Here is a 20,688-nt window from a genome sequence, read left to right on the forward strand (position 1 = left end):
TGTACACCTTATGCCCCAAGTAGCTGTTTTATGAGATCAAAAGTAAAAAGACCGCCCCGTCAAAAAAATCTTGACGAGGCGGTCTCCCACTTCTATTAATCTACTTATCGACGAGGATTCATCGGGCGTTTGGCACGCGGGGTTCCTAATATTTCTGACCATACAATACCATTTCGTGCCTGTTCTGCAAAATTCGATCGACTGCCGTCAGACTGTTCACGATCTTCGTCTCGAATTTCGACAACGGTTTCCGGTAGTGCGGTGGTCATCCTGTTCAACTCGGAATGTATCCGGTCCAGATCCGATTGCATCATGCGCATCCTATGATCCATGCTATCGGATTGACGATTCATCTCCTGGTCACGTCTCATTCGATCAATCTCTTGATGTTCAAGAGAGTATCCGTTCCCGGTCCCCGGTTCTTCTTCATCGATCCTGTCAAAACGGGAGGTTTCATGAGCAGGTGCTGGACGGGAGACTTCCGGAGATGTCTGTACCCGCCTTGTTTCAGGCCGCTGCTGCGGATCCTGCTGCCTCTGCTGTCCCGGTCTTGCAGGACGTTCTCCCTCGCCACCGAATGTTGGCATACGGGTGGTTTTCCCCTCCTCAGGGTTCTTGCCGCGCCTTCCGAGGGCAGAGATGATGAAGAAGCCTATAACAGCTACAATGTAAAAATTTTCAATTAACCAGCTCACTATAGGCCCACCTCATCATTTACTTGTTTTTGTTGTCTCCCGGATTATCATTGTTCTCGCCCATCTTGCCGAAGGATCCCCTCATTTGCGTGTCGGCTTCGATGTTTTTCAGGTTCATGTAATCCATGACGCCGAGTTGACCGCTGCGAAGGGCTTCAGCCATGGCCAGCGGAACTTGGGATTCCGATTCCACAACGCGCGCTCTCATCTCTACGACGCGAGCCTTCATCTCTTGTTCCTGCGCAACTGCCATCGCGCGTCGTTCTTCCGCCTTCGCTTGGGCAATACGCTTGTCGGCTTCCGCCTGTTCGGTCTGCAAATAAGCACCGATGTTCTTGCCTACATCCACATCCGCGATATCGATGGACAGGATTTCAAATGCGGTACCGGCATCCAAGCCCTTGGACAGTACCGTTCTGGAGATCAGATCCGGATTTTCCAAAACATCTTTATGAGAGTTACTCGAACCGACGGTTGTAACGATACCTTCACCTACACGAGCGATGATCGTTTCTTCCCCGGCGCCCCCGACCAAACGGTCAATGTTGGCACGCACGGTTACACGGGCTTTAACTTTGACTTCAATCCCGTCTTTTGCAACAGCGGCAACGATTGGCGTCTCAATGACACGCGGGTTAACACTCATCTGAACAGCCTGCAGAACATCGCGTCCCGCAAGATCAATTGCGGCTGCACGTTCAAATTCAAGTGGAATATTGGCACGTTGAGCTGCAATCAGGGCATTTACAACCCTGTCTACATTACCGCCTGCCAAATAGTGACTTTCCAGCTGATTGATATTTAAACCAAGACCTGCTTTTGTTGCTTTAATCAGCGGATTCACAATTCGGCTTGGCGTTACACGCCGCAGGCGCATAGCCACCAATGTTATAATCCCTACGCGAACGCCGGAAGCAATCGCCGAGATCCAAAGCATTAACGGGAAGAAACTGAAAAACACACTAAGTACGATGATCGCGACAACCACGATCAAAAGAATAGGTATCAAAGAACCGTCCATATTTACTTCACCCTCCATTTGAAAAATATTTTCATCATATCCTGGAACCGATTAAAACACTTGCCCTTTTCATACTACACAATTACGTGACGAGGTTCACCCTTTTTCTTCCTCTACCACAATTCTAGTACCGTCTGTCTTGATCACTCGGACCGGGCGACCGGAATCAATGAATCCTCCCAGCGTGACCACATCCAGACGTCTTCCCTCGAGTTCCATCGTTCCAGCTGGACGGAGCGGCGTAATTGAAGTTCCAATGAGACCGATTAATACATCCCGGTCTTCATTCGGAACATATCCCTGCTCCCTCGATAAGCTGTCACTAAGTATGAACTTCCGCCATATCCCGCGTTCCTTGAATACGAGAGCGACAACGATTACAGCTACAAGAGCCGAGGCGGCGGCAATACCAAGGGACAATGCAACATGCGATGTGCTGTAGGCCGCCAGCACGACACCGGCGATCAAACTGGCTGATCCAATAATGCCCAGTATGCCGAAGCTTGGCACAAACAGTTCCAAGGCCAGCATCACAATGCCGATAATAAACAGCAGCCAGGTCTCCCACCCGGCAAAACCGGCTACCTGATTACCGAAGAAATACAGTACAAATGAGGCCACGCCGAGAATTCCAGGTACGCCGAAGCCCGGTACAATGACTTCGATGATAACACCTGCGATACCGATGAATAACAGCATTGTCATTACCCCAGGGTGTGTTAGGAAGGTAGCCAGCTTCTCCGAGAAAGTCGGCTCCATCCGGAATACATCCTGAGTGGAATAATCCATCCACGCGATAACCTCTTCGGTGCTGTTTGCAAGCGTATCTGCATAACCCGTCTTGAGTGCTTCATCTGGCGTCAATGATATAATATCACCGGGTTGTTTTGTCAATCCGATCTCAGGCATATCAACCTTCAGATTAATGTCAGCCATGCCCATGGCGATATTCTTGTTTCGCCCGCTTGCTTCAGCAGCACCAGCCATCTTGCTCTTCCACCAGGAAACCAGCTTGGCATCTTCAATCCGGTTTCCTCTGGCATCGACCATATAGGCTGCACCTATCATGCTGCCATCCGACATAGCAATCTTATCTGCGTTCAGCGCGATATAGCTGCCAGCCGATGCAGCATCGCCTGTAATGTAGGCTACAATAGGAATATTGCTGTCCTTCATCAAGGTGGCGATTTTCCCAGCCTGATCGACCAGTCCGCCAGGCGTATCAATCTCCAGAACAATGAGCCCGGCCGACATTTGTTCGGCTTCCTTAAACCCGCGTTCCATGAAACTGGTTAAACCGCGCTCGATCTGCTGTTTAACCGGAATGACATAGACCGACCCGACGTTAGCCGCCACTGCAGGCTTTGTCGGACCAAAATACATCCCAATGGATATCAGTATCATAACCGCGGCTGCCGTCAAAGTCAGGAACCTTCGCATCCAGATCTGTCCGTTCATCTTTCTCCCTCCTTTTCGAATTATTAAGCCATCCATCCCCTAATTCAACAAAATGAGTTCAGCGACCTGCCTTAAGCATAAGCATATGTATTTACTTGCCCTCATATGGTAGTTATTACGAATCAGAAACGATTTCGTTTCAAAAAGTATGCCCATCGTTGGAAAAAACCATCGATTAAGTAAATAGCATTTCTAACAAAGTAAGCGGTTTAGCCACAGAGTAAGAAAAAACACCCCTTGAAAAACAAGGGGTGTTTCACTTATGTTGTTACAGAAATTGTTGAACTACTTGATTAACAAGCTTTCCGTCTGCACGCCCTTTAACTTTTGGCATGAGAGCGCTCATCACTTTACCCATCTCGGCTTTTGAAGAAGCACCGGTTTCCTGGATGGTCTGCTGTACAATGACTTTAATTTCTTCTTCAGTAAGCTGTTCCGGGAGGTAGGCGCTAAGGAGCTCAATTTCTGCTTTTGCATCGGCGGCAAGATCGTCGCGTCCCGCTTTTTCAAATTCTTGGAGGGCATCTTTGCGCTGTTTGATTTCACGACTAAAAATATCAAGCACTTCGTTGTCATCCAAACTTCGTTTCAAATCTATTTCAAGATTTTTTATCGTCGAACGAACCATTCGAATCGTTGAGAGTTTGAACTTGTCCTTACTCTTCATCGCTTGCTTCATATCTTCGTTCAATCGTTCGCTAAGATTCATGCTTTTTTCAGATCCTCCTAAAACTTTCTCTTACGAGCAGCCTCGGACTTTTTCTTGCGCTTTACGCTTGGCTTTTCATAATGCTTGCGTTTCTTCACTTCAGCCAATACGCCATCTTTAGCAATGGAACGCTTGAAGCGACGAAGTGCAGCATCAATTGTCTCGTTTTTGCGAACTTTAGTTTCAGACACCAGTTTTCCCTCCCTCCGACCAGACCGTCCAAGAGCATTAACACGGTTCATCAAACTTCATTATAGGGCAAACCGAAATAGGGTGTCAACCTTGGGCGCCTAATTTACAATAGTCTCAACAATTGGAACAACCCCACAGAGGTCAAACACTGGGAGGTTGATATCGTTCTCTTTATTCCAGATGCTATGTATGAGCGGGTGAAATGCCTGTCAATGCACCTAAACGACGGCCGCCCATCAGATGATAATGTACATGGAACACCGATTGTTCTCCATCAGGTCCGCAGTTGTTAATCAGCCGATAACCGCTCTCTGCAATGCCAAGCTTGGCCGCAGCTTCTTTTGCTGCTTGGTGCATCTCACCAATCAGCTGCGAATCCTCATCCTGAATATCGTTCATGGATGCGATATGCTTCTTGGGAATGATCAATACATGAACAGGTGCTTCCGGGTTAATATTTTGAAATACAAGCACCTTATCATTCTCGAGTACTTTCGTCGAAGGAAGCTCACCCTCTACAATTTTACAAAAAAGACAATCCATGCACGGTTACCCCTTTCATACGTTCTCACGCTTTTATCATATAAGAAAATGGACCATGCGTCCAATAAATGACTTTATCAGCAGCAGGCAAAAAAAAGAGAAGCACCCCTGGAACGCAGCTGTCCAGTAAGGAGGCGCTTCATCATGAGAGCAAGGGAAAAGTTAGGAATCCCCCATGATCAAGCGCCTGCCCGGTGCTTCTTGTATATGTCGGCTTAACTGTACTATAACAGTGCCTTGTTGCTGTTTCCGTGATATATATCACATCGACTGCTCTAGCTGCTACAGCGATTCGATCGCAAGCTGCGATCCTTCTCCAGCCTGCTCCGCAGGCCGCACGACCAGCTTCCGTGGCAAACGCGCCCGAAGCTCTGGCACGTGGCTGATGATGCCGACGGTAAGCTTATCATTATGAAGCCGCTCCAGAGCGGTGATAACCGTCTCCAGCAGTTCCGGATCCAGGGTGCCAAAGCCTTCATCAAGGAAGAAGAACTGGAGCGGATACTGCCCCCGAAGCTGAATCTGCGCTGAAAGCGCCAAAGCCAAGGCCAGCGAGGTTAAGAATGTCTCACCGCCGGATAGAGTGGATACCGGCCGCCTTACGCCGCCGTTGGCGTCATCCCGAATGACAAAGCCTCCCCCGGAATCCACCTCAAGCGAGTAGCGCTGCTTGGTCAAAAAGCGAAGACGCTGGGAAGCAGACTGGCTCACCTGCATCAGCTGCTCCTCCGCAATGTATTCCACGAATGCATTGCCTCGCAAGCAGGACTGCAGTTTGGACAAGCGCTCGCTTTCCCGTTGAAGGCCAAGGCGCAGCTCTTCCAATTCCATAAACCGGATATGTCGCTTCTCCAAATCTTCCAGGTCCCGCTCCGCTCTGGCTTTCGCCCGTACGGCCTCCTCATCGGCCGTACGAGCCGCCTGAAGCTCGGCAGAGCTTCGTTCCCATTCCTCTTGACGGAATGGATCGGTGCCGAGCTTCTGCTCGACGTCCCGAAGCCTTAGCGTCCATTCCCGTTGTCCCTCACGATGCGCCTTCACCAGCTGGGCACATCGTTCGGTTTCGCTCTCGGATAAGCAGGCTTCCATAACGGCTGCCTCCGTAACAAACGGCGAGGCTTCCAGTTGCTTCTCCCATGCAAGCTTGGCAGCAAGATACAGCTCCTGTGCGGCGTTTGCAGCCTGTTCTGCAAGAGCTGCTTCTTTGGCTGCAAGCTGCGCCGCCTCATCGGCCTTTCTGCGCTTGCCTCTGGCTTGCTCAGCGGATTCCTTCAGAAGCTTCAATCTGGATCGGCATTCACTCAACAGCTCTTCAGCGGATCGTTCCCCAATCCATGCCTGAAGGCGCTCTTTCTTGTCTTTCAACACTTCAGCTTTGCCCTCACGCTGGGCATCCCACTGAATCAGCAGCTTCTCCAGCTCACGGAGCTTCTGCTCCAGGCGGAGGACCGCCTGCTGCTTCTCCTCAATGAAGGGAACGCTTCGTTCAAGCCCTTCCCTAATGGACTCGGACTCCGCATCCTTTTGCTGCATGAGCTGAAAACGATCAGCCGTCTCTTCCAAAGGAAATGCCGGGTTGTCCTCCTGCCATAAACTTTGAATGTCGGCAGTTTCGGCTTCCAAGCCTGCAAGCTGATCGCGCAGCTGGTTCACTGTCATATGACCATTCTCAGCCGCAGCATTCTGCTTCATGAGCTCCTGTTGGCAGGCGTGGAGGCTCTGCTGAGCCTTGGACGCCTCCATGCGGCACTGCCCAATGGCAGCTGCCTGTGCTTCCGCTCTTTGCACCAGCCATGCAGTGTCTGAAGCAAGCCTCTCCACATCGTACGGTGTTTCAACAACAAGCACTCCTGAGGCTGCAGCTTCCACCCATGCTTCGTCCTGCTCCTCACGAGGGCCCTCGAGAAGGAGTTCGCTTCCAGCGAACGGCTCCGTCTGGGCATTCAAATGACTCACCAGAGATTCCGCTTCGTTAAGCTGCCCCCGCAGGGTCAATCGGATTTCCTGTATCTGATGTGCAATCCGTGACAGTCTATCCAGGTTCTCGTCAGAGGTCGTATCAGACGGCTCCGAAGCTGCCGCAGGAAGAGGGTGATGCTCGCTTCCGCATACGGGACAAGGCTTACCCTCCTGTAGCTCAAGAGCCAGCGACATGGACAAATCATGAAGCTGCTTTTCACGAAGCAATTGATTCATCGCCTGGTTTACCTGGCTGGCCGCAACTGCAGTCCGGTCGGCAAACGCCGCAACTTCAGCGGCAGAACGCTGCAGATTGCCGGCATGTGCCGAGAGCTTTATGTATCGCTGCTGCAGTTCCACTTCCTGCTTCTGCAGCATACTGAGCCTTAACTCTTGCTCCTTGAGTTTGATCTCCTGCTGTTTCAGTTCGTGTTCTGCCTTTTCCTTATGCTTACGGGCTGCCTCCAGTGCCTGAACCTTCTGCATCGCCGCATGAAGCGCCTGACGCTCACCTGAGCGGGTCTCAAGCCCTTTGAGCTTATCCTGCAGCTCCTCCCGCCGTCTGCGTCCTCGTTCAAGCAGCTCCTGCTCCTTCTGGAGCTGCACGCCCACCGTCTCGAATTCTTTGCGGGCATCCGCTCGCTGTACATCCAACCGGGCCAACTCGTTGGACAAAACATCCCGCTCTTGCTGCAATAAGACAGCTTGCTCGAGCTGCTGCTCACGCAGCACGAGCTTTGGCTCCTCTGCGATGAGCGCTGCCTGGGCAGCTTCATCTGCTGTGCCCGCCTGTTCAGCAGCCTGCTGAGCTGCTGCAGCCTGCTTGGTGAGCCCCTCGGCATGCCTGAGCCGAGTTTCCCACGTTTTGCCGGTATCACGCCACGTCTCAAGCGCAGGGAGGACAGCGGCAGCTGCTCCCGTCAGCTCCAGCCGGTGCTCCAGCCGCTTAATCTCTTCCTCTTGAGCAGACAATTCATCCAGCTTGCCCAACAACCGTTGCTTCTCCATGTCCAGCTCGCGAATTTTTCCCAGAGCTTCATGCGCCTCAATTGTGGCCTGGAGACGGCTGCGGGAGGATACAGCGAGTTTCTTAGCATCTTCCAGCGCTGTTTTCGCTTCTGCCAAAGCCTCTTTGCCCGCGCTGCCCAGCCCTTGCTGCTCCGCTTCTATGGATTTCAGGGCACCGTCCGTATCCTTCACCCGGCGGCTGAGCTTCATGGCAAGCTGATCTCCGTACCTCTCCAAATGAAACAGCCGCTGGAGCATCTGCCTGCGATCGCTGCCCTTCAGGGATAGGAATTCGGCGAATTTCCCTTGAGGGAGCACGACCGCACGGGTAAAATCGTCCATCTTCAATCCGATTTTCTCTTCTACGCAGCGGGTGACGTCGGCCAGCTTATCCGCCATCACTTGCTCCCCTTCGGGTGTAACTTGGATAAAACGGCTGATCGTATTGCTGATGGAGAGCTCATTCACTCGTTTAAATCTCCGCTCTACCCGGTATCGCTCCAGCCCGGCAGCAGAAGAAAGCTCAAACGTAAAGGAGACAGACAAGCTGTCCTCCGAATGGTTCATGATTCCCTGGGTGCCGTTAACCGCGCGCTCCACTTTCCCGTACATAGCCAGTGTAATGGCATCTAGCAGTGTGGATTTCCCGCTTCCAGTCGGACCGAATATCCCGAAAAGTCCGGTTTCACACAACGTTTCAAAATCAATTTCCTGCGTACTGCGGTAGCTCTGCAAACCGGATAACTTCAACAGAATCGGTTTCATCTACGCTTTCACCTCCGTCCCGTCGGGTTCCTCTTCCTCTACAAGCTCCAGGAACAAATCAACCAGATGGTCCTCGGGCTCCGCCCCGCCGGTTTGCCGCTGATAGAACTTTCGGAACAGATCTGGAAGCGGCAGTCGGGAACGCTCATTCTCCAGCTCCAGCGCCTCCATCTCCGGATATACCGGGCGAATGTGAACAATCCCGTCCCTGCTCTTGCGCAGGCGCTGGATGTCCGCAAGCCCCATGGCCTCCGTCAAGGATACCTCCAGATCGATAAAGGCATCTGGATCACGACCCTCATCAAGCCACTGATAAACTTCCTCCAAGCCGCCCTTTGCCTTCCAGCGAACTAGCGAACGACCGCTGCTTAGAAACAGCTCCTCAATCACGGGGACTCCACCTGGCGCCACGTCAACCATCGTCACAGATTTGGCCTGCCCAGCTTCCGAGAAGCTGTAAGCCAGCGGTGAACCGCTGTAGCGGATGATCCCCTCCCCTTTCACAGCCTGAGAGCGATGCAAATGACCCAGCGCCGTATAGGCTGCGCCGACAGAGAGTGCGGACGGATCGACCGTATAAGCTCCGCCAACCTGTATCGGTCGTTCAGAATCGCTCTCAACGCCGCCAAGAACATAAATATGGCTCATAGCCAGGTTAACCGTCTGCTGGGAAAACTCCCGTGCCATCATCCTCATCAGTTTCCCTACTCTTTCGCTATAAGCACGGCGGAGCTGGTCCTCGTCCCCATCCACCGAGAGCAGTTCATTCAACCGCGCCTCCGAGGGATAGGGAAGAGCGGCTATCTTGGCTGTTTCTCCCGTACGTGCCGCCGAAACGGTCACGGCATTGGCGATAGGAGTTCCAATGAGGGTAATGCCCCTGGTCGAAACAAGCGGCGTGATGGATGCCACACGCTCCGGCTGATCATGATTGCCGGCAATGACCACCATCGGGCGGCCTCCCTCTGTCAGCCTGGCTGCCGCATCATAAAACAGCTGCTCCGCTGCCGCAGGTGGATTTACGGAATCATAGACATCTCCCGCCATAAGGATCAGGTCTGCCTTCTGATCCTTAGCCAGCTCAACCACCTCATCCAGAAAGTGCTCCTGCTCCGCCAGCCGGCTCCGTCCTTCAAGCGTTCGCCCCAAGTGCCAGTCTCCGGTGTGCAAAATACGCATCGCAAATCTCCTCTCCCAAACTTCCAACAAACTCAAACTCACTACAATGGGTTAAACCTGAACGGCCTGTCCCCCATCAAAAAAGTACAGCCATTTCTCATATACAGGCTCGCCTAAAATGTCTTCCAGCGCCTTTGCATACAAATCCAGTTGAAAACGGTACTGTTCCGCCAACGCCGGAATGCCGCCGCGGTGCTCCAGCACCCGATCCGTTTTATAATCCAGCAGCACAAGTCTTCCATTGTGCCGGAATAAGCAGTCTACAACCCCCTGGATCAGCACCGTCTCGTCCTGAAGCAGTTGAACATGCGGGTGATCGTTCGCCGTCTGTTCCGCGATTTGGTCTATAAAAGCAAGCCCTTGATAGGCTTCCGCTGCAGGCAGTGCATAGGAGAACGGCATTTCACGCCATGTATCTTCTGCTTCCATAAGCTGCTTCCCAACTGCACAATCAAAAAGGCTGCTGATTTCCGCCGGCTCCACGACGGCAGCCTGCTCTCCGGTTATGATTTCCTTCTCCACAAGATAGCGGATGGTTTGTTCAATCTCGGAAATCCGTTCAGCAGCTCCCCCCAATCGTTGAAGGGGCAAGTGCTGCATAATCGTATGGTAGACCGTTCCCCGCTCGGCTGGTGTCAGCTTCGCAGACTCCATGAATTTTGGCCGCCTCAGGTTCAGTGTGAAGGAAGCGCCAAGTCCTATATCTTCCTGGCTCTGGCGTTTCACGGCCTGCTCCTCTATCAGATCCAAGGAGGGACTGTCCTGAAGCGTCAAGAGTTTCTTCATCTCCGTCACAGACGTTTTGGCGGAAATTTGACTGACCGCTTCATAGCGATAGCTCCAAGACAAGCGCCGGTCAATGGCTTCCCGCTGGTGATCGGACACAGCATCCTCCTGCTGCGCCGTCGCTGAATCCAGTTCTACCGGCTCAAGCTTGTGAAGAGCTTTTAATTTGTTCATTCGATCCAGACTGTCTGCTTGAACATCATCCGCAATTCCACTCATGCCCTGCGCCAAAGATTCCGGTGTCTCTATCGAAAACAACCACTCTGATTGATCCTCAGCCAGCACACCCAAATTCCCCTCTACGGGCAACCCTGCCATTTCACGGAGCAAGGTCGCGGAAGGGTGCCGGATCACGGCAGGGCCGATCCAGTCCAAATAACTCCGACCTCGGGCAAGGACATAATCCGGCAGCAGCAGCTCGGGATTATGATCGGCCTGCGCCCATGTAGACACTTTTTTCGGCAAATCCTTCACCGTACCGACCAGGATCATCTTCTCCTTCGGCCGTGTGAGCGCAACGTAGAGCACTCGCATCTCTTCGGCCAGCAGCTCCAGCTGTGACCTGCGGCGGATTGCCAGATTAGGCAGGGTGGGGTAACTGACCCGCATGCCCTCATCTACAAATTTCGGTCCAAATCCAAGCTCCTTATGCATGAGGAAGGGCGAGTTCAAATCCTGCTGGTTGAAATTCTTGGACAATCCCGCCACAAAAACGACAGGGAATTCCAGCCCTTTGCTCTTGTGAATGGTCATCAGACGTACAGCGTTTCCTTGGCTGTCCGTTCCGCCGGCAGTCCCAAGATCCCCCCCCCGCTCCCGAAGCCTTGAAACAAAGGTAAGAAAACGAAAGAGTCCCCTTGAGGAAGTATCCTGCTCATACTGCACCGCACGGTCATACAAGGCTGTCAGATTTCCCTGACGCTGCTTGCCTCCCGGCAAACCGCCGATCCAATCCAAGTAACCGGTCTCGCTGTAGATCCCCCAGATCAGCTCGCTCAGGCTCCCCTGACGGGCCTCCTGACGCCAGCGCCGCAGTCGGTCCATGAACAACCCCAGTTTTGTGCCCAGCTCCGTTGATATTTCAACATTCGGGCCGTTCATCCGCATCGAAGCACTTGAAGAGCTGCCTGCAACCAGCTCATGGCCTGCCGCCGCTTCTGCCATACTTTCCAGCTCTGTGCCCGGAGTCCACTTCCCGTCAACGAGACCTAATGAACGTTCTGAATCCAATACCGGCGCCAGTCCACCTAACGCAGCAGCTGCCTTAAGCGCATCGTAATAAGTACCTTTGGCGCACAGGCGGACCTGTGCCATCTCTTCCTCCGATAAACCGAGAATGGGCGATCGCAGAACCGATGCCAGAGGAATATCCTGCCGAGGGTTATCGATTACCTGCAGCAGCGATAAGATAATCTCCACTTCGGTTGCCTGAAAGTATCCTTTGTTCTGCTCGCCGAACGCCGGAATTCCCTCCTGTCGCAGCTCCTCAATGATTAGAGGCGCCCATACCATGGCAGAACGCAGCAAAATGACCATATCTCCATACCCGGCGGGCCGCATCGATTTCAGTGTCTTATCGTAAACCATGAGCGGCTTTCCGCTTTCGCCGGTCATCTCACGGATTCTGCGGGCAATGGCACGAGCTTCCAGTTGGGCGGTTTCCATCTCAAGCGCCTCAACCTCCATCATGCCCCCGTCCTCTTCCGAAGCCGATTCTTCGGACGGTTCCTCCGCACCCTTTCCGAGACGGTCGATGAGAAGCAATTCCGGCGTATAAGGACTCATGCCCCCTGTATCCTCGCGTTCGGGAAAGGAAGCGCCGGATATCAGCTCCGCTCGCTCGTCATAGGCGATCTCCGCTACGGATTCATTCATGATCTGTCGAAACAGCACATTAACAGCATTCACAACTTCCATCCGGCTTCGAAAATTTCGAGCCAGATCAATCCGCATGCCCACAAGGGACGTGTTGACGTCCGAGGAGAATTTTTTGTATTTATCAAGAAAAAGTCCCGGCTCTGCCAGGCGGAAACGGTAGATGCTCTGCTTGACGTCTCCAACCATAAACCGATTTCCCGGCGCTTCTCTGGATATCAATCGTACGATATCTTCCTGCACACTGTTTGTATCCTGATATTCGTCCAGCAGCACTTCGTCAAACTGCTCGCGATATTCCATCGCCGCATCGGAGGGCATCATATGACCCGGCACGGAATCCGGATGGCGAAGAATATGTAGGCAGTAATGCTCCAGATCGTTAAAGTCGACCAAGCCTTTGGATGCCTTGGCCTCCCGGTATCGCTCGCCAAAGGCAACAACCGTCTCGGCCAGTTCCTGCATCAGCGGCGCAGCCGTATGCAGCTCCTGCAGAAATTCTGATGCCGGTCGGCCGAACAAGGCGCTTTTCAGCTCATTTACGGTCTTCTTCACAAGGTCCCGAAGTTCCTTGACCCGTTCCTGCAGCTCAGGCAGGACATCGTCCTTCCTGACCGACTTCAGCTTGCCAAAAGAAACCTCGCGAAAAATACCGTATAACGATTCCCACGGTGAAGAATCGATGGCTTCAAGCAAAGAGGCCACCAGCGACAAATCCTCATTCAGATTATCCACATACGGTGCTGGCCCCCCGGGCTGCATAGCAATGGCTTTCGCTTGCAATAGCAGGCCTGCAGCTCCGTTCAATGCTAAACGTGCGTCAGCCAATACACTTTGAACCCACGGTGTTTGTCCGAGCGTCTCGGTATCCGCTACCTGGAAGCTTGCCGCTGTGTCTCGCAGCCAGCTTGCCGGCCATGAATGACTGCGCGAGAAATCGTAGAGGCGCTGAACGAGACGATACAGTGCATCGTCCGTTCTCTCCCCGCTGAACCAATCAGCCAAACGGAGAAACGTACTGCCCTGGTCCTGCTCTACTTCACCATACTTCTCTTCGAACAGCTCCTCCAACATATCCTGCCGCATCAAATCCGCCTCATGTTCATTCAGAATGCGGAACCCCGGATCCAGCGGGATCAGCTGATAATACCGGCGGATGACTTCCATGCAGAAGGAGTGCAGCGTTGTAATCGACGCCCTGCCGAGTAAAGCGAGCTGGCGCCGGATATGCTCGTTGTCCGGGTCACGGTCCAGCTCGCGTTCAAGCGCTTCCCGAATCCGACCGCGCATTTCGGCTGCCGCTGCCTTGGTAAAGGTAGCCACAAGCAGCCGGTCCACACTGAACCCTGTGGTGTCGTCAAGGATTTTGCGAATGATCCGCTCAACGAGCACGGCGGTTTTTCCTGAGCCTGCTGCGGCTGCAACCAGGATGTCATCACCCGAAAGTGCAATGGCCTTCCATTGGTCATCACTCCACATGCTGCCCTCAGGCTTTGCTATCATCTCTCTCACCGACTCTCTCCTCCCTTCGGATGTCCCAGCAGATCCCAGACCTGATCGCGTCCCGGCTTGCCCAGCAGCTGGTAGTCGCTGCCCTCAATCGCATCGTCGAACTGACACACCGGCCGGTAGGAACAGTACGTGCAAGCTGTTTCCTGCTGGATTCGGTAAGGTTCAATCGCTACATCGCCGCCGGTAATTCTGGAGCCGATCGTCAGCATATTTTCCCGCACTGCGGATAGCAAAGTCTCCCACTGATCCGGCGTCGCAACGGCTGCGCTGCTGTAGAAGCTGCCGTCTGTTTTGACGGCAACAGGCAGAATAGCCGAATGGCCTTTTTCAAGGGATGAATCCATGAGGGAAACGGCTTCACGGTCTGCAAGCAGCAGACCTTTCATTTTGTAGCGCTTGAGCAGTTCCTCTGCCGCCTGTTCCGGCGTCATGCCGTTTGCGGATTGCAATACCGGATCATGAACGTGGAAATACAGCGTTCCTGCAGGCAATGCCTGTTCGCCAAGCCAATCCTCCGCAAACGTCAGCAGCACGTCCAGATAGGTCAGCATCTGCAAGGACAATCCGTAATAGACCTCATGCAATCGCAGATCCTTCTGGCTGGATTTATAATCAATGACCCGAAGCATGATCCCATGCTCGCCACGTGCCATATCCACCCGGTCAATACGACCGACAACCTCCATCTTCACCCCGTTAAGCAGTTCAAACGTCAGCGGCGGCAGCGGTTTGCCGGGACCGAAGTCAAGCTCAAGGCCGATCGGCTCGAATTTGCCGCGCCGGGCTTGTTCACCCAAAATAACGGAAGCTCTGCCCACGATATTCTTCAGCTTCCGGGAGATATATCCATACCGTTTGGAGCTCAACAAGATTTCGCCCTGCAGCATCGGAGCGAGCCGATCCACGATAGCCTCCGCCTCACGCAGACACTCATCTGCCGACAGGTCTCCCCAGCTTCGATGCTCCGATTGAAACTTCACTGCCATGCTGCTCAAGGCAGCATGGAACAGCTGTCCGATGTCAGGAGCCTGCAGTCGGTACAGCTGCCGCTCTCTCAGCTTTAATCCATGTGATGCAAAATGTGAAAATGGACAGGCTACAAACCGCTCCATCCGGGATACGCTTGTCCGCAGCTTCGTTCCATACAATTGCCTGCTGGTCTCTTCCTTAAGAGGCTGCGCTTCATTCCGATAGGACAATGAAGAGAGCATCGATTCCAGACGCGGCCGAAATTCCGGCTTCTGAGCAAACCAATTGTACATATGCCACCAAATGTGCGGAATGTCCTCTCCATTCCTCCAGTCGCGAAGCCTTCCCGTTAAATACGCAAGCGTCTTGTGCGGACGGGCCGCATATCGCTCCTGTTCGGGAACCGATTGCCCGGCATGCGGCCTTGGATACAGGGGTGTCTCGTCGATCTGGAACATCAGCTTCAGATGACGGATCACCTCGGAAGGCAATAACGTCTTGCCTTCATCATCTGCAGCAGGATAGCTGACCCACAGCTGCTCGCTGGCTGAAGTAAGCGCGTTGTAGATCAGGAAGCGCTCATCCAGCAGTCTGCGGGATATACTCGGGGCAAGCTCCAACCCGCGATCTTCGAGATGGAGCCGCTCCGTCTCTGTCAAAATGCCGTAATCCTGAAACTGGGCTGGAAGAACGCCATCGTTAATGCCGAGCAGAAAAGCATACTTCACCCCGCCCGTTCGTGTCCGGTCCATGCTTCCGATAAGCACCTGATCCAGAGAGGGTGGTACAAGGGCCATCTTCATTTCAGTGAGACCCGTATCCAGCACCCCTGTAAACAATTCCGTGCTCAGCTTCTCTGCACCCATCATCTCCACAATCTGGTCAAGCAGGTCAAGCACGGCTCCCCATACCTGGCGATGCTCCCTGGCTTCCTCTGGACGTCCTGCGTCCAACGCGGCCCGGCTGAGCAGCTCCAGCTTCTCAGGTACATCGCACTCCTCCAGAAGGCGATAAACTGCCGTACTCTTATCCATGGCGGTCGCAGCCTTTTTCATCCGTTTCTCGAACGCATGAAGCGGCTCTGCGATGACCCTTCTTGCGTATTCAATAGCCTGCATGCCGTCGAGATTGAGCACCTCGTTTTCTCCATCCTCTAGAGAGAGACTTGGAATCCCCTTCCACGGACGGCCATCCGTCCAGCGGTAACCATGAATCCCGGAAGCGAGCACATGATTCTCCAACCGGTCCATATCCTCCCGGTTCAGGGAGCCGTCCAGCGGAAGCAGCAAATCCGTCTTCACGCAGCGGAACACATCCTCATAACGCCATCTTCGCCCAATGACATCCAGAGCCGAGCGAATGAATTCAACTAACGGATGGTGCAGTTCGCTCCGCTTCTGATCCAGAAAATAAGGAATATCGTATTCCTTGAATAACGGGCCTACCAGATGCTCATAATCTCCCATATTCCGGACGAATACCGCCATCTCCCGGAATCTCGCTCCTTCCTCCTGCGCCAAGCGCAGCATCTCTCGAAGTGCCCCTTCGATTTCGGCCCGGCGATGGCTGGCAGCATGAAGAAGCAGCCCTTCTCTGCGGCCGTTCTCCTTGTCCTCATGATTCCCGTCTCCATAAGCTCCCGTCCAGCGCTTCTTCCGGTCATAACCGCGCTCAAGATGCGCCAGCACCGGGGAATCCTGAAACCTCGGCGGCACTTCAGGATGCAGCATATGGTGTTCCGCATCCATTCCCAACTCATCGGCAATTCCTTTCAGCTTTATGTACGTCACCGCGGTAGGATGAAACAAATCCAGCTCATGTGGAACAGCCCCATCCATATAAGGTTTGTCGAGTGTCAGAGCTATCGTGACGTGATTGGCATGATGGATAAGCTCCCCGAGCACCCGATACTCCTGCGGGGTAAAGCCATGGAAGCCATCGATCCAGATGTCGGCACGCTTGATGTATTCTGAGTCCGCCACGCCCTCCGCCAGTGAGGCAAGTGTGTCTTCCTCATCCGTGTACAGCCGCGATATCTCGAGTTCGAAATCACGGAATACAGTTACGATATCTTCCAGCTTTCGGCGAAGCATCGGAGAATTTCCGGAGCCCGACATCATCTGGCTCAGCTGCTCCTCCACACAGGAAGCGTCAATGCAGTATCGCTTCATTTCCGTGTAGAGCTCACTCAGCTTACCGACAAAACCGAGCTGCTCGCCTGAGGCGCCGAATAGCTGCAGTTCTTCTTTGCGCCTCCGCAAAATTTTATACATCAGCATGCGTTTTCCTTCTTCACTGATCGCCACTTTCGCTGCTCCGCCAGTCTCCTGCATGACCCGGTAGGCCAATCGGCGGAAACTGAGCACTTGCGCACGCATCATGCCCCGTATGCCTCCCGCATTCACGAGTGCGTGTTCGGCTTCATAGGACCCCTGCTCCGGAACGATCAGAATCATCGGATTCCCCCTGGGATCCCGCTCCAGTTGATCCATCATCTCTTGACGGATCAATGTGCTCTTGCCGCTGCCTGACCTTCCGATCACAAATTGAACGCTCATGCTATGCCCCCTTCCACAGTGTCTGCCAAAGGGTACTCCTTCACCAGAGAACACGATATCGTTCCGATGAAATCATACCCTTGAATCTATGATTTATTTGACCAAAAAGGATGTAAAATCCATTGTAATTGTTAGCACTCTATCAAAAAAGATGCTGATCACTAGTATAACATAAGTGCGGTTTGATGGAACATACGTTTGGATTTCATTGCCATTCCAAAATATTGTGTGCATAAGAAAAAGGACCTCCCCTCATGGTTTACCCACCACTTGGAAGATCCTTCTTATCCATACGATTCGGCAGCACTCTATAGTCTTGATTTGCTGCGCACTTCAAACACAGCGAATTTCAAATAATGCCCCTCGTCCACCCCAAGGATTTGGGGGTGATCTTTACCAGCGGCACGCCATTCCACCAATCTCAGAATTTTGCCTGCATCTTGGGCCGCATCCTGGATCGTCTCCAGAAACAAATCCGGCCGCATATGGTACGAGCAGCTAGCCGTAACCAAATAACCGCCCTCGTTCACCAGTTTCATGCCATGCAAATTGATGTCCTTGTATCCGCGGCAAGCCCCTTTGACGGCTGACTTGGTTTTGGCAAATGCCGGTGGATCCAGAATTACCACATCCCAGGAACGGCCGCCTCCTGCTGTCAGGGGTTTGGAGGTGTCTACCTTCTGATCCCCTTTGGCCCGCTGTTCACGTTCATCCAGTCCTTTTACCTGGTTCCGCAAATATTGGAAGGCATCATCCACGACGAACTCCACCCGATCCTGAAATCCGTTCAGTTCGACATTCTCTCTGGCACTGTCTATTGCATGCTCCGAAATATCGAGGCAGGTAACTTTCTTGGCGCCATATTGGCAAGCATGCAGGGTGAAGCTGCCCGTATGGGAAAAGCATTCAAGCACCGTGGCTCCGTCCCAATATGGAAAAGTAACTTCTTTTCCACTCTTGTTCACAGGCACCTTCTTCAGCTCACCACCCGATTCCACTGCTTGAAGCGCAATTCCGCTGCGGCTTCCCCAGCCGGTCATTAACGGTTTAATGGAAGCCCGATTCTCACGCTGGTCAAAGAAATATCCCGTCTTCTGTCCCTCTTCGATATCAACCTTAATCTTGAGGCCGTTCTCCGTCACGGTTACGTGGCGCGGACACTCTCCGTAGAGGACCCCTTTGCGCAGCTCAAGTCCCTCCAGCTCACGAACGGATACGTCGCTCCGCTCATAGATCCCTTTTGGCTGCATAACCTCAACCAGCGCACTCACAATCTCTTCACGGCAGCGATCCATACCCAGCGTCAGCAGCTGCACAACCAGCACGTCAGCGAAACGGTCTACAATCAAACCGGGTAAAAAATCGGCTTCTCCGTATACCAGCCGGTAGGCGTTCTCTTCCCCGATAAACCGTTCCCGGTGCTTCAGGCACTCCTGAAAACGGGCGGCAAAAAAAGTCCGATTCATCAACTCAACCGGCTCGTAGGAAACGGTGCGTACCGTGATTTGAGACTGCGGATTGTAATAACCCGAGGCAAGAAACCGCCCTTGGTGGTTTAACACAGAAACCAGATCCCCCGGTTTCGGCTCTCCCTCAACTGAGGCAATCTCGCTTTTATAAACCCAGGGATGCCCCTGCTCCAATCTCTTTTTTCGACTGCGCTCCAAAATAACCGATGGCACTGTATGTTCACTCCTTAAGTTATCCCCTGCGCCATATCTATAGGCATGCATGTCCGCCAGGGGTCATATACGTAATAAGAAAAGCGTCTACCGACGTGTTTTTTGCGTAAGACAGACAGCGTGTAAAGGATGTTTTTCTTGCGATTATCCAATTCGCTCAGCTTCGGTGAACTGTTATAAATTCCATAATCTTAAGAAAAGCACCGATGGAGGTCTTACCGAAGAGATCCGGTCAAGTCCTTCCGCCGCGGCCGACGTTATTATCTCACACTTTATTCCTCAGAAAAGGAGAACATCATGCTATCCTCACTCTGGTTTCCCATCTGTTATGGTCTTGTTCTGTTCCTGTTCGGTATGAAGGTCATGGAGGTTGCCCTCCAGCGCTGGGCCGGTCCCCTGTTGCATAAGTGGCTCCACCAAGCGACATCCACACCCATCAAGGGCATGATCGCCAGCACTGCGGTAACAGCACTGCTCCAGAGCAGCACCGCTGTAACCGTACTAGCGATAGGATTCGCGAATGCCGGCCTGTTGAGTTTTGCCGGAACCCTGGGCATCATTCTAGGCACCAACATCGGCACAACGGTTACCACGGAGCTCATCAGTCTTCAAATCGGACAGGTAGCCATGCCCCTCCTTGTCCTCTCCCTGATGTTATGGATTGGAGCTGTACTCGTCAGCGAACACGTACCTTCCAGCTATGACAAATTAAAAGAGAAGCTGATCCGCAGTCAGTTTCTCTGCTTGGCGGTTGCCGGATTCTCGCTTGTGCTGCTCGCCATTCAATTCATGCAATCCATCGGCCCCACCCTTCAAAGCCTTGGCGTGTTCCAATGGTTTCTCGACCATGCTTCGCGAAGCGTCCTCTGGGGCATTGCCGCCGGAACGCTGCTGACCGCGCTCATGCACAGCAGCGCTGCAGTCATCGCCATGGCAATGGGCCTTGCAGCAAGCGGAGCACTGCCTCCCGAGATTGGCGTCGCCATCGTGCTGGGCTCTAATGTGGGGACCTGCGTGACAGCTTTAATAGCTGCGCTTGGCAGCACCCGGGCCGGACGATTTGTGGCTTGGTCCCACATGGGTCTCAATATCGGCGGGGTTCTTCTCTTTACGCCCTTGATTGCAGGTTTAACGATGGTATCGGGCTGGTTTGCCGCAGACCCGGCTGGTCAGATCGCCCATGCACAAACCTTGTTTAATGTCGTTTGCTCTCTTATCGCGCTTCCGCTGTGCTATCTGCCATTCTGGAACAAACGGGCTCAGACCTAAATCTGAATATCTTCGTCTACAGGAATGCTGATATCAAGCAGCGTAAGCGCTTTGCGCAGGATAACATCATTATTGTTGTAACCGTTACTGCGCTGCTTCCTCCATGCGGTAAGAGGCTCAAACCAATCCACCCCGTTAATTTCCTCGACCTGGGGTTTCAAAACACCCTTTTCTGCCTTTACCAGGTAGTAGTGAACTTCCTTGTCCACCTGGCCTAATTCGGGATGATGGTATTTATATGCAATGATGTCCACTGGAGAGGTGATGGATCCGACTATACCTGTCTCCTCGCATATTTCTCGGAGTGCCGTCTGCTCGACGGTTTCACCTGCTTCCATCTTGCCTTTGGGAAGCGAGGTTTTTCCGTAACGGTCCAATATGAGCTGGATCTGAAGCGCCCCTTCATAATGACGGTATACAACGCCGCCTGCGGAAATTTGTGTATATGTCATGTCCTGTTCCTCCTTCATGTACAACAAGGATTCCACTTCCAAATGGCTAGGAAATG

General features: G+C 52.9%; 13 protein-coding genes. 1 reads left to right on the forward strand and 12 read right to left on the reverse strand.

The window, feature by feature from the left end:
• Positions 1-104: 104 nt before the first annotated feature.
• From B9D94_RS20690 to B9D94_RS20740, 11 genes are all read right to left on the reverse strand, one after another.
• The gene (locus B9D94_RS20690) at positions 105-695 is read right to left on the reverse strand and encodes a YqfB family membrane protein (RefSeq protein ID WP_063478944.1); all 591 of its coding nucleotides are present in this window, start codon (positions 693-695) and stop codon (positions 105-107) included.
• 19 nt (positions 696-714) lie between these two features.
• Complete coding sequence (gene floA / locus B9D94_RS20695; RefSeq protein ID WP_148248831.1) at positions 715-1,716, reverse strand: flotillin-like protein FloA; 1,002 nt, start codon at positions 1,714-1,716, stop codon at positions 715-717.
• Positions 1,717-1,812: 96 nt separating this feature from the next.
• Entirely contained in the window at positions 1,813-3,174 is a 1,362-nt protein-coding gene (locus tag B9D94_RS20700; RefSeq protein ID WP_148247881.1) for an NfeD family protein, read from the reverse strand.
• Positions 3,175-3,442: 268 nt separating this feature from the next.
• Positions 3,443-3,883 carry a GatB/YqeY domain-containing protein gene (locus B9D94_RS20705; protein WP_006209020.1) on the reverse strand — a complete coding sequence of 147 codons (441 nt, stop codon included), beginning with the start codon at positions 3,881-3,883 and terminating at the stop codon, positions 3,443-3,445.
• A gap of 17 nt (positions 3,884-3,900) precedes the next feature.
• Positions 3,901-4,074: a 30S ribosomal protein S21 gene (gene rpsU / locus B9D94_RS20710; protein WP_005547957.1), complete on the reverse strand. Its 174-nt coding sequence runs from the start codon at positions 4,072-4,074 to the stop codon at positions 3,901-3,903.
• Positions 4,075-4,258: 184 nt separating this feature from the next.
• Positions 4,259-4,618 (reverse strand): histidine triad nucleotide-binding protein, encoded by a 360-nt coding sequence (locus B9D94_RS20715; RefSeq protein ID WP_006209019.1) that lies wholly within the window; start codon positions 4,616-4,618, stop codon positions 4,259-4,261.
• Positions 4,619-4,900: 282 nt separating this feature from the next.
• Positions 4,901-8,350: an AAA family ATPase gene (locus tag B9D94_RS20720; protein WP_148247883.1), complete on the reverse strand. Its 3,450-nt coding sequence runs from the start codon at positions 8,348-8,350 to the stop codon at positions 4,901-4,903.
• Positions 8,351-9,529 carry an exonuclease SbcCD subunit D gene (locus tag B9D94_RS20725; RefSeq protein ID WP_148247885.1) on the reverse strand — a complete coding sequence of 393 codons (1,179 nt, stop codon included), beginning with the start codon at positions 9,527-9,529 and terminating at the stop codon, positions 8,351-8,353.
• A 51-nt stretch (positions 9,530-9,580) separates the two neighbouring features.
• Positions 9,581-13,693 (reverse strand): helicase-exonuclease AddAB subunit AddA, encoded by a 4,113-nt coding sequence (gene addA, locus B9D94_RS20730; protein ID WP_148248832.1) that lies wholly within the window; start codon positions 13,691-13,693, stop codon positions 9,581-9,583.
• 5 nt (positions 13,694-13,698) lie between these two features.
• Positions 13,699-17,229, reverse strand: a complete 3,531-nt coding sequence (gene addB / locus B9D94_RS20735; protein ID WP_148247887.1) for a helicase-exonuclease AddAB subunit AddB — start codon at positions 17,227-17,229, stop codon at positions 13,699-13,701.
• A gap of 308 nt (positions 17,230-17,537) precedes the next feature.
• Positions 17,538-18,911 carry a class I SAM-dependent rRNA methyltransferase gene (locus B9D94_RS20740; RefSeq protein ID WP_036644461.1) on the reverse strand — a complete coding sequence of 458 codons (1,374 nt, stop codon included), beginning with the start codon at positions 18,909-18,911 and terminating at the stop codon, positions 17,538-17,540.
• 297 nt (positions 18,912-19,208) lie between these two features.
• On the opposite strand from B9D94_RS20740, the gene B9D94_RS20745 reads away from it, so the two are divergent.
• Positions 19,209-20,180 (forward strand): Na/Pi cotransporter family protein, encoded by a 972-nt coding sequence (locus B9D94_RS20745; protein ID WP_148247888.1) that lies wholly within the window; start codon positions 19,209-19,211, stop codon positions 20,178-20,180.
• On the opposite strand, the gene B9D94_RS20750 is transcribed toward B9D94_RS20745, so the two are convergent.
• Positions 20,177-20,632 (reverse strand): NUDIX hydrolase, encoded by a 456-nt coding sequence (locus tag B9D94_RS20750; RefSeq protein WP_006209012.1) that lies wholly within the window; start codon positions 20,630-20,632, stop codon positions 20,177-20,179. The genes B9D94_RS20745 and B9D94_RS20750 overlap by 4 nt on opposite strands.
• Between the last annotated feature and the right edge of the window lie 56 nt (positions 20,633-20,688).

Source organism: Paenibacillus sp. Cedars, assembly GCF_003184205.1.
Classification (GTDB): Bacteria; Bacillota; Bacilli; order Paenibacillales; family Paenibacillaceae; genus Paenibacillus_AQ; species Paenibacillus_AQ glucanolyticus.

What these genes read in the sequence shown, in the direction of transcription:
- B9D94_RS20700 (WP_148247881.1), bottom strand. Translation starts at nt 3,174, where the DNA reads ATGAACGGACAGATCTGGATGCGAAGGTTCCTGACTTTGACGGCAGCC.
- B9D94_RS20750 (WP_006209012.1), bottom strand. Translation starts at nt 20,632, where the DNA reads ATGACATATACACAAATTTCCGCAGGCGGCGTTGTATACCGTCATTAT.
- B9D94_RS20715 (WP_006209019.1), bottom strand. Translation starts at nt 4,618, where the DNA reads ATGGATTGTCTTTTTTGTAAAATTGTAGAGGGTGAGCTTCCTTCGACG.
- addA (WP_148248832.1), bottom strand. Translation starts at nt 13,693, where the DNA reads ATGATAGCAAAGCCTGAGGGCAGCATGTGGAGTGATGACCAATGGAAG.
- B9D94_RS20705 (WP_006209020.1), bottom strand. Translation starts at nt 3,883, where the DNA reads ATGAATCTTAGCGAACGATTGAACGAAGATATGAAGCAAGCGATGAAG.
- B9D94_RS20745 (WP_148247888.1), top strand. Translation starts at nt 19,209, where the DNA reads ATGCTATCCTCACTCTGGTTTCCCATCTGTTATGGTCTTGTTCTGTTC.
- addB (WP_148247887.1), bottom strand. Translation starts at nt 17,229, where the DNA reads ATGAGCGTTCAATTTGTGATCGGAAGGTCAGGCAGCGGCAAGAGCACA.
- B9D94_RS20720 (WP_148247883.1), bottom strand. Translation starts at nt 8,350, where the DNA reads ATGAAACCGATTCTGTTGAAGTTATCCGGTTTGCAGAGCTACCGCAGT.
- floA (WP_148248831.1), bottom strand. Translation starts at nt 1,716, where the DNA reads ATGGACGGTTCTTTGATACCTATTCTTTTGATCGTGGTTGTCGCGATC.
- B9D94_RS20725 (WP_148247885.1), bottom strand. Translation starts at nt 9,529, where the DNA reads ATGCGTATTTTGCACACCGGAGACTGGCACTTGGGGCGAACGCTTGAA.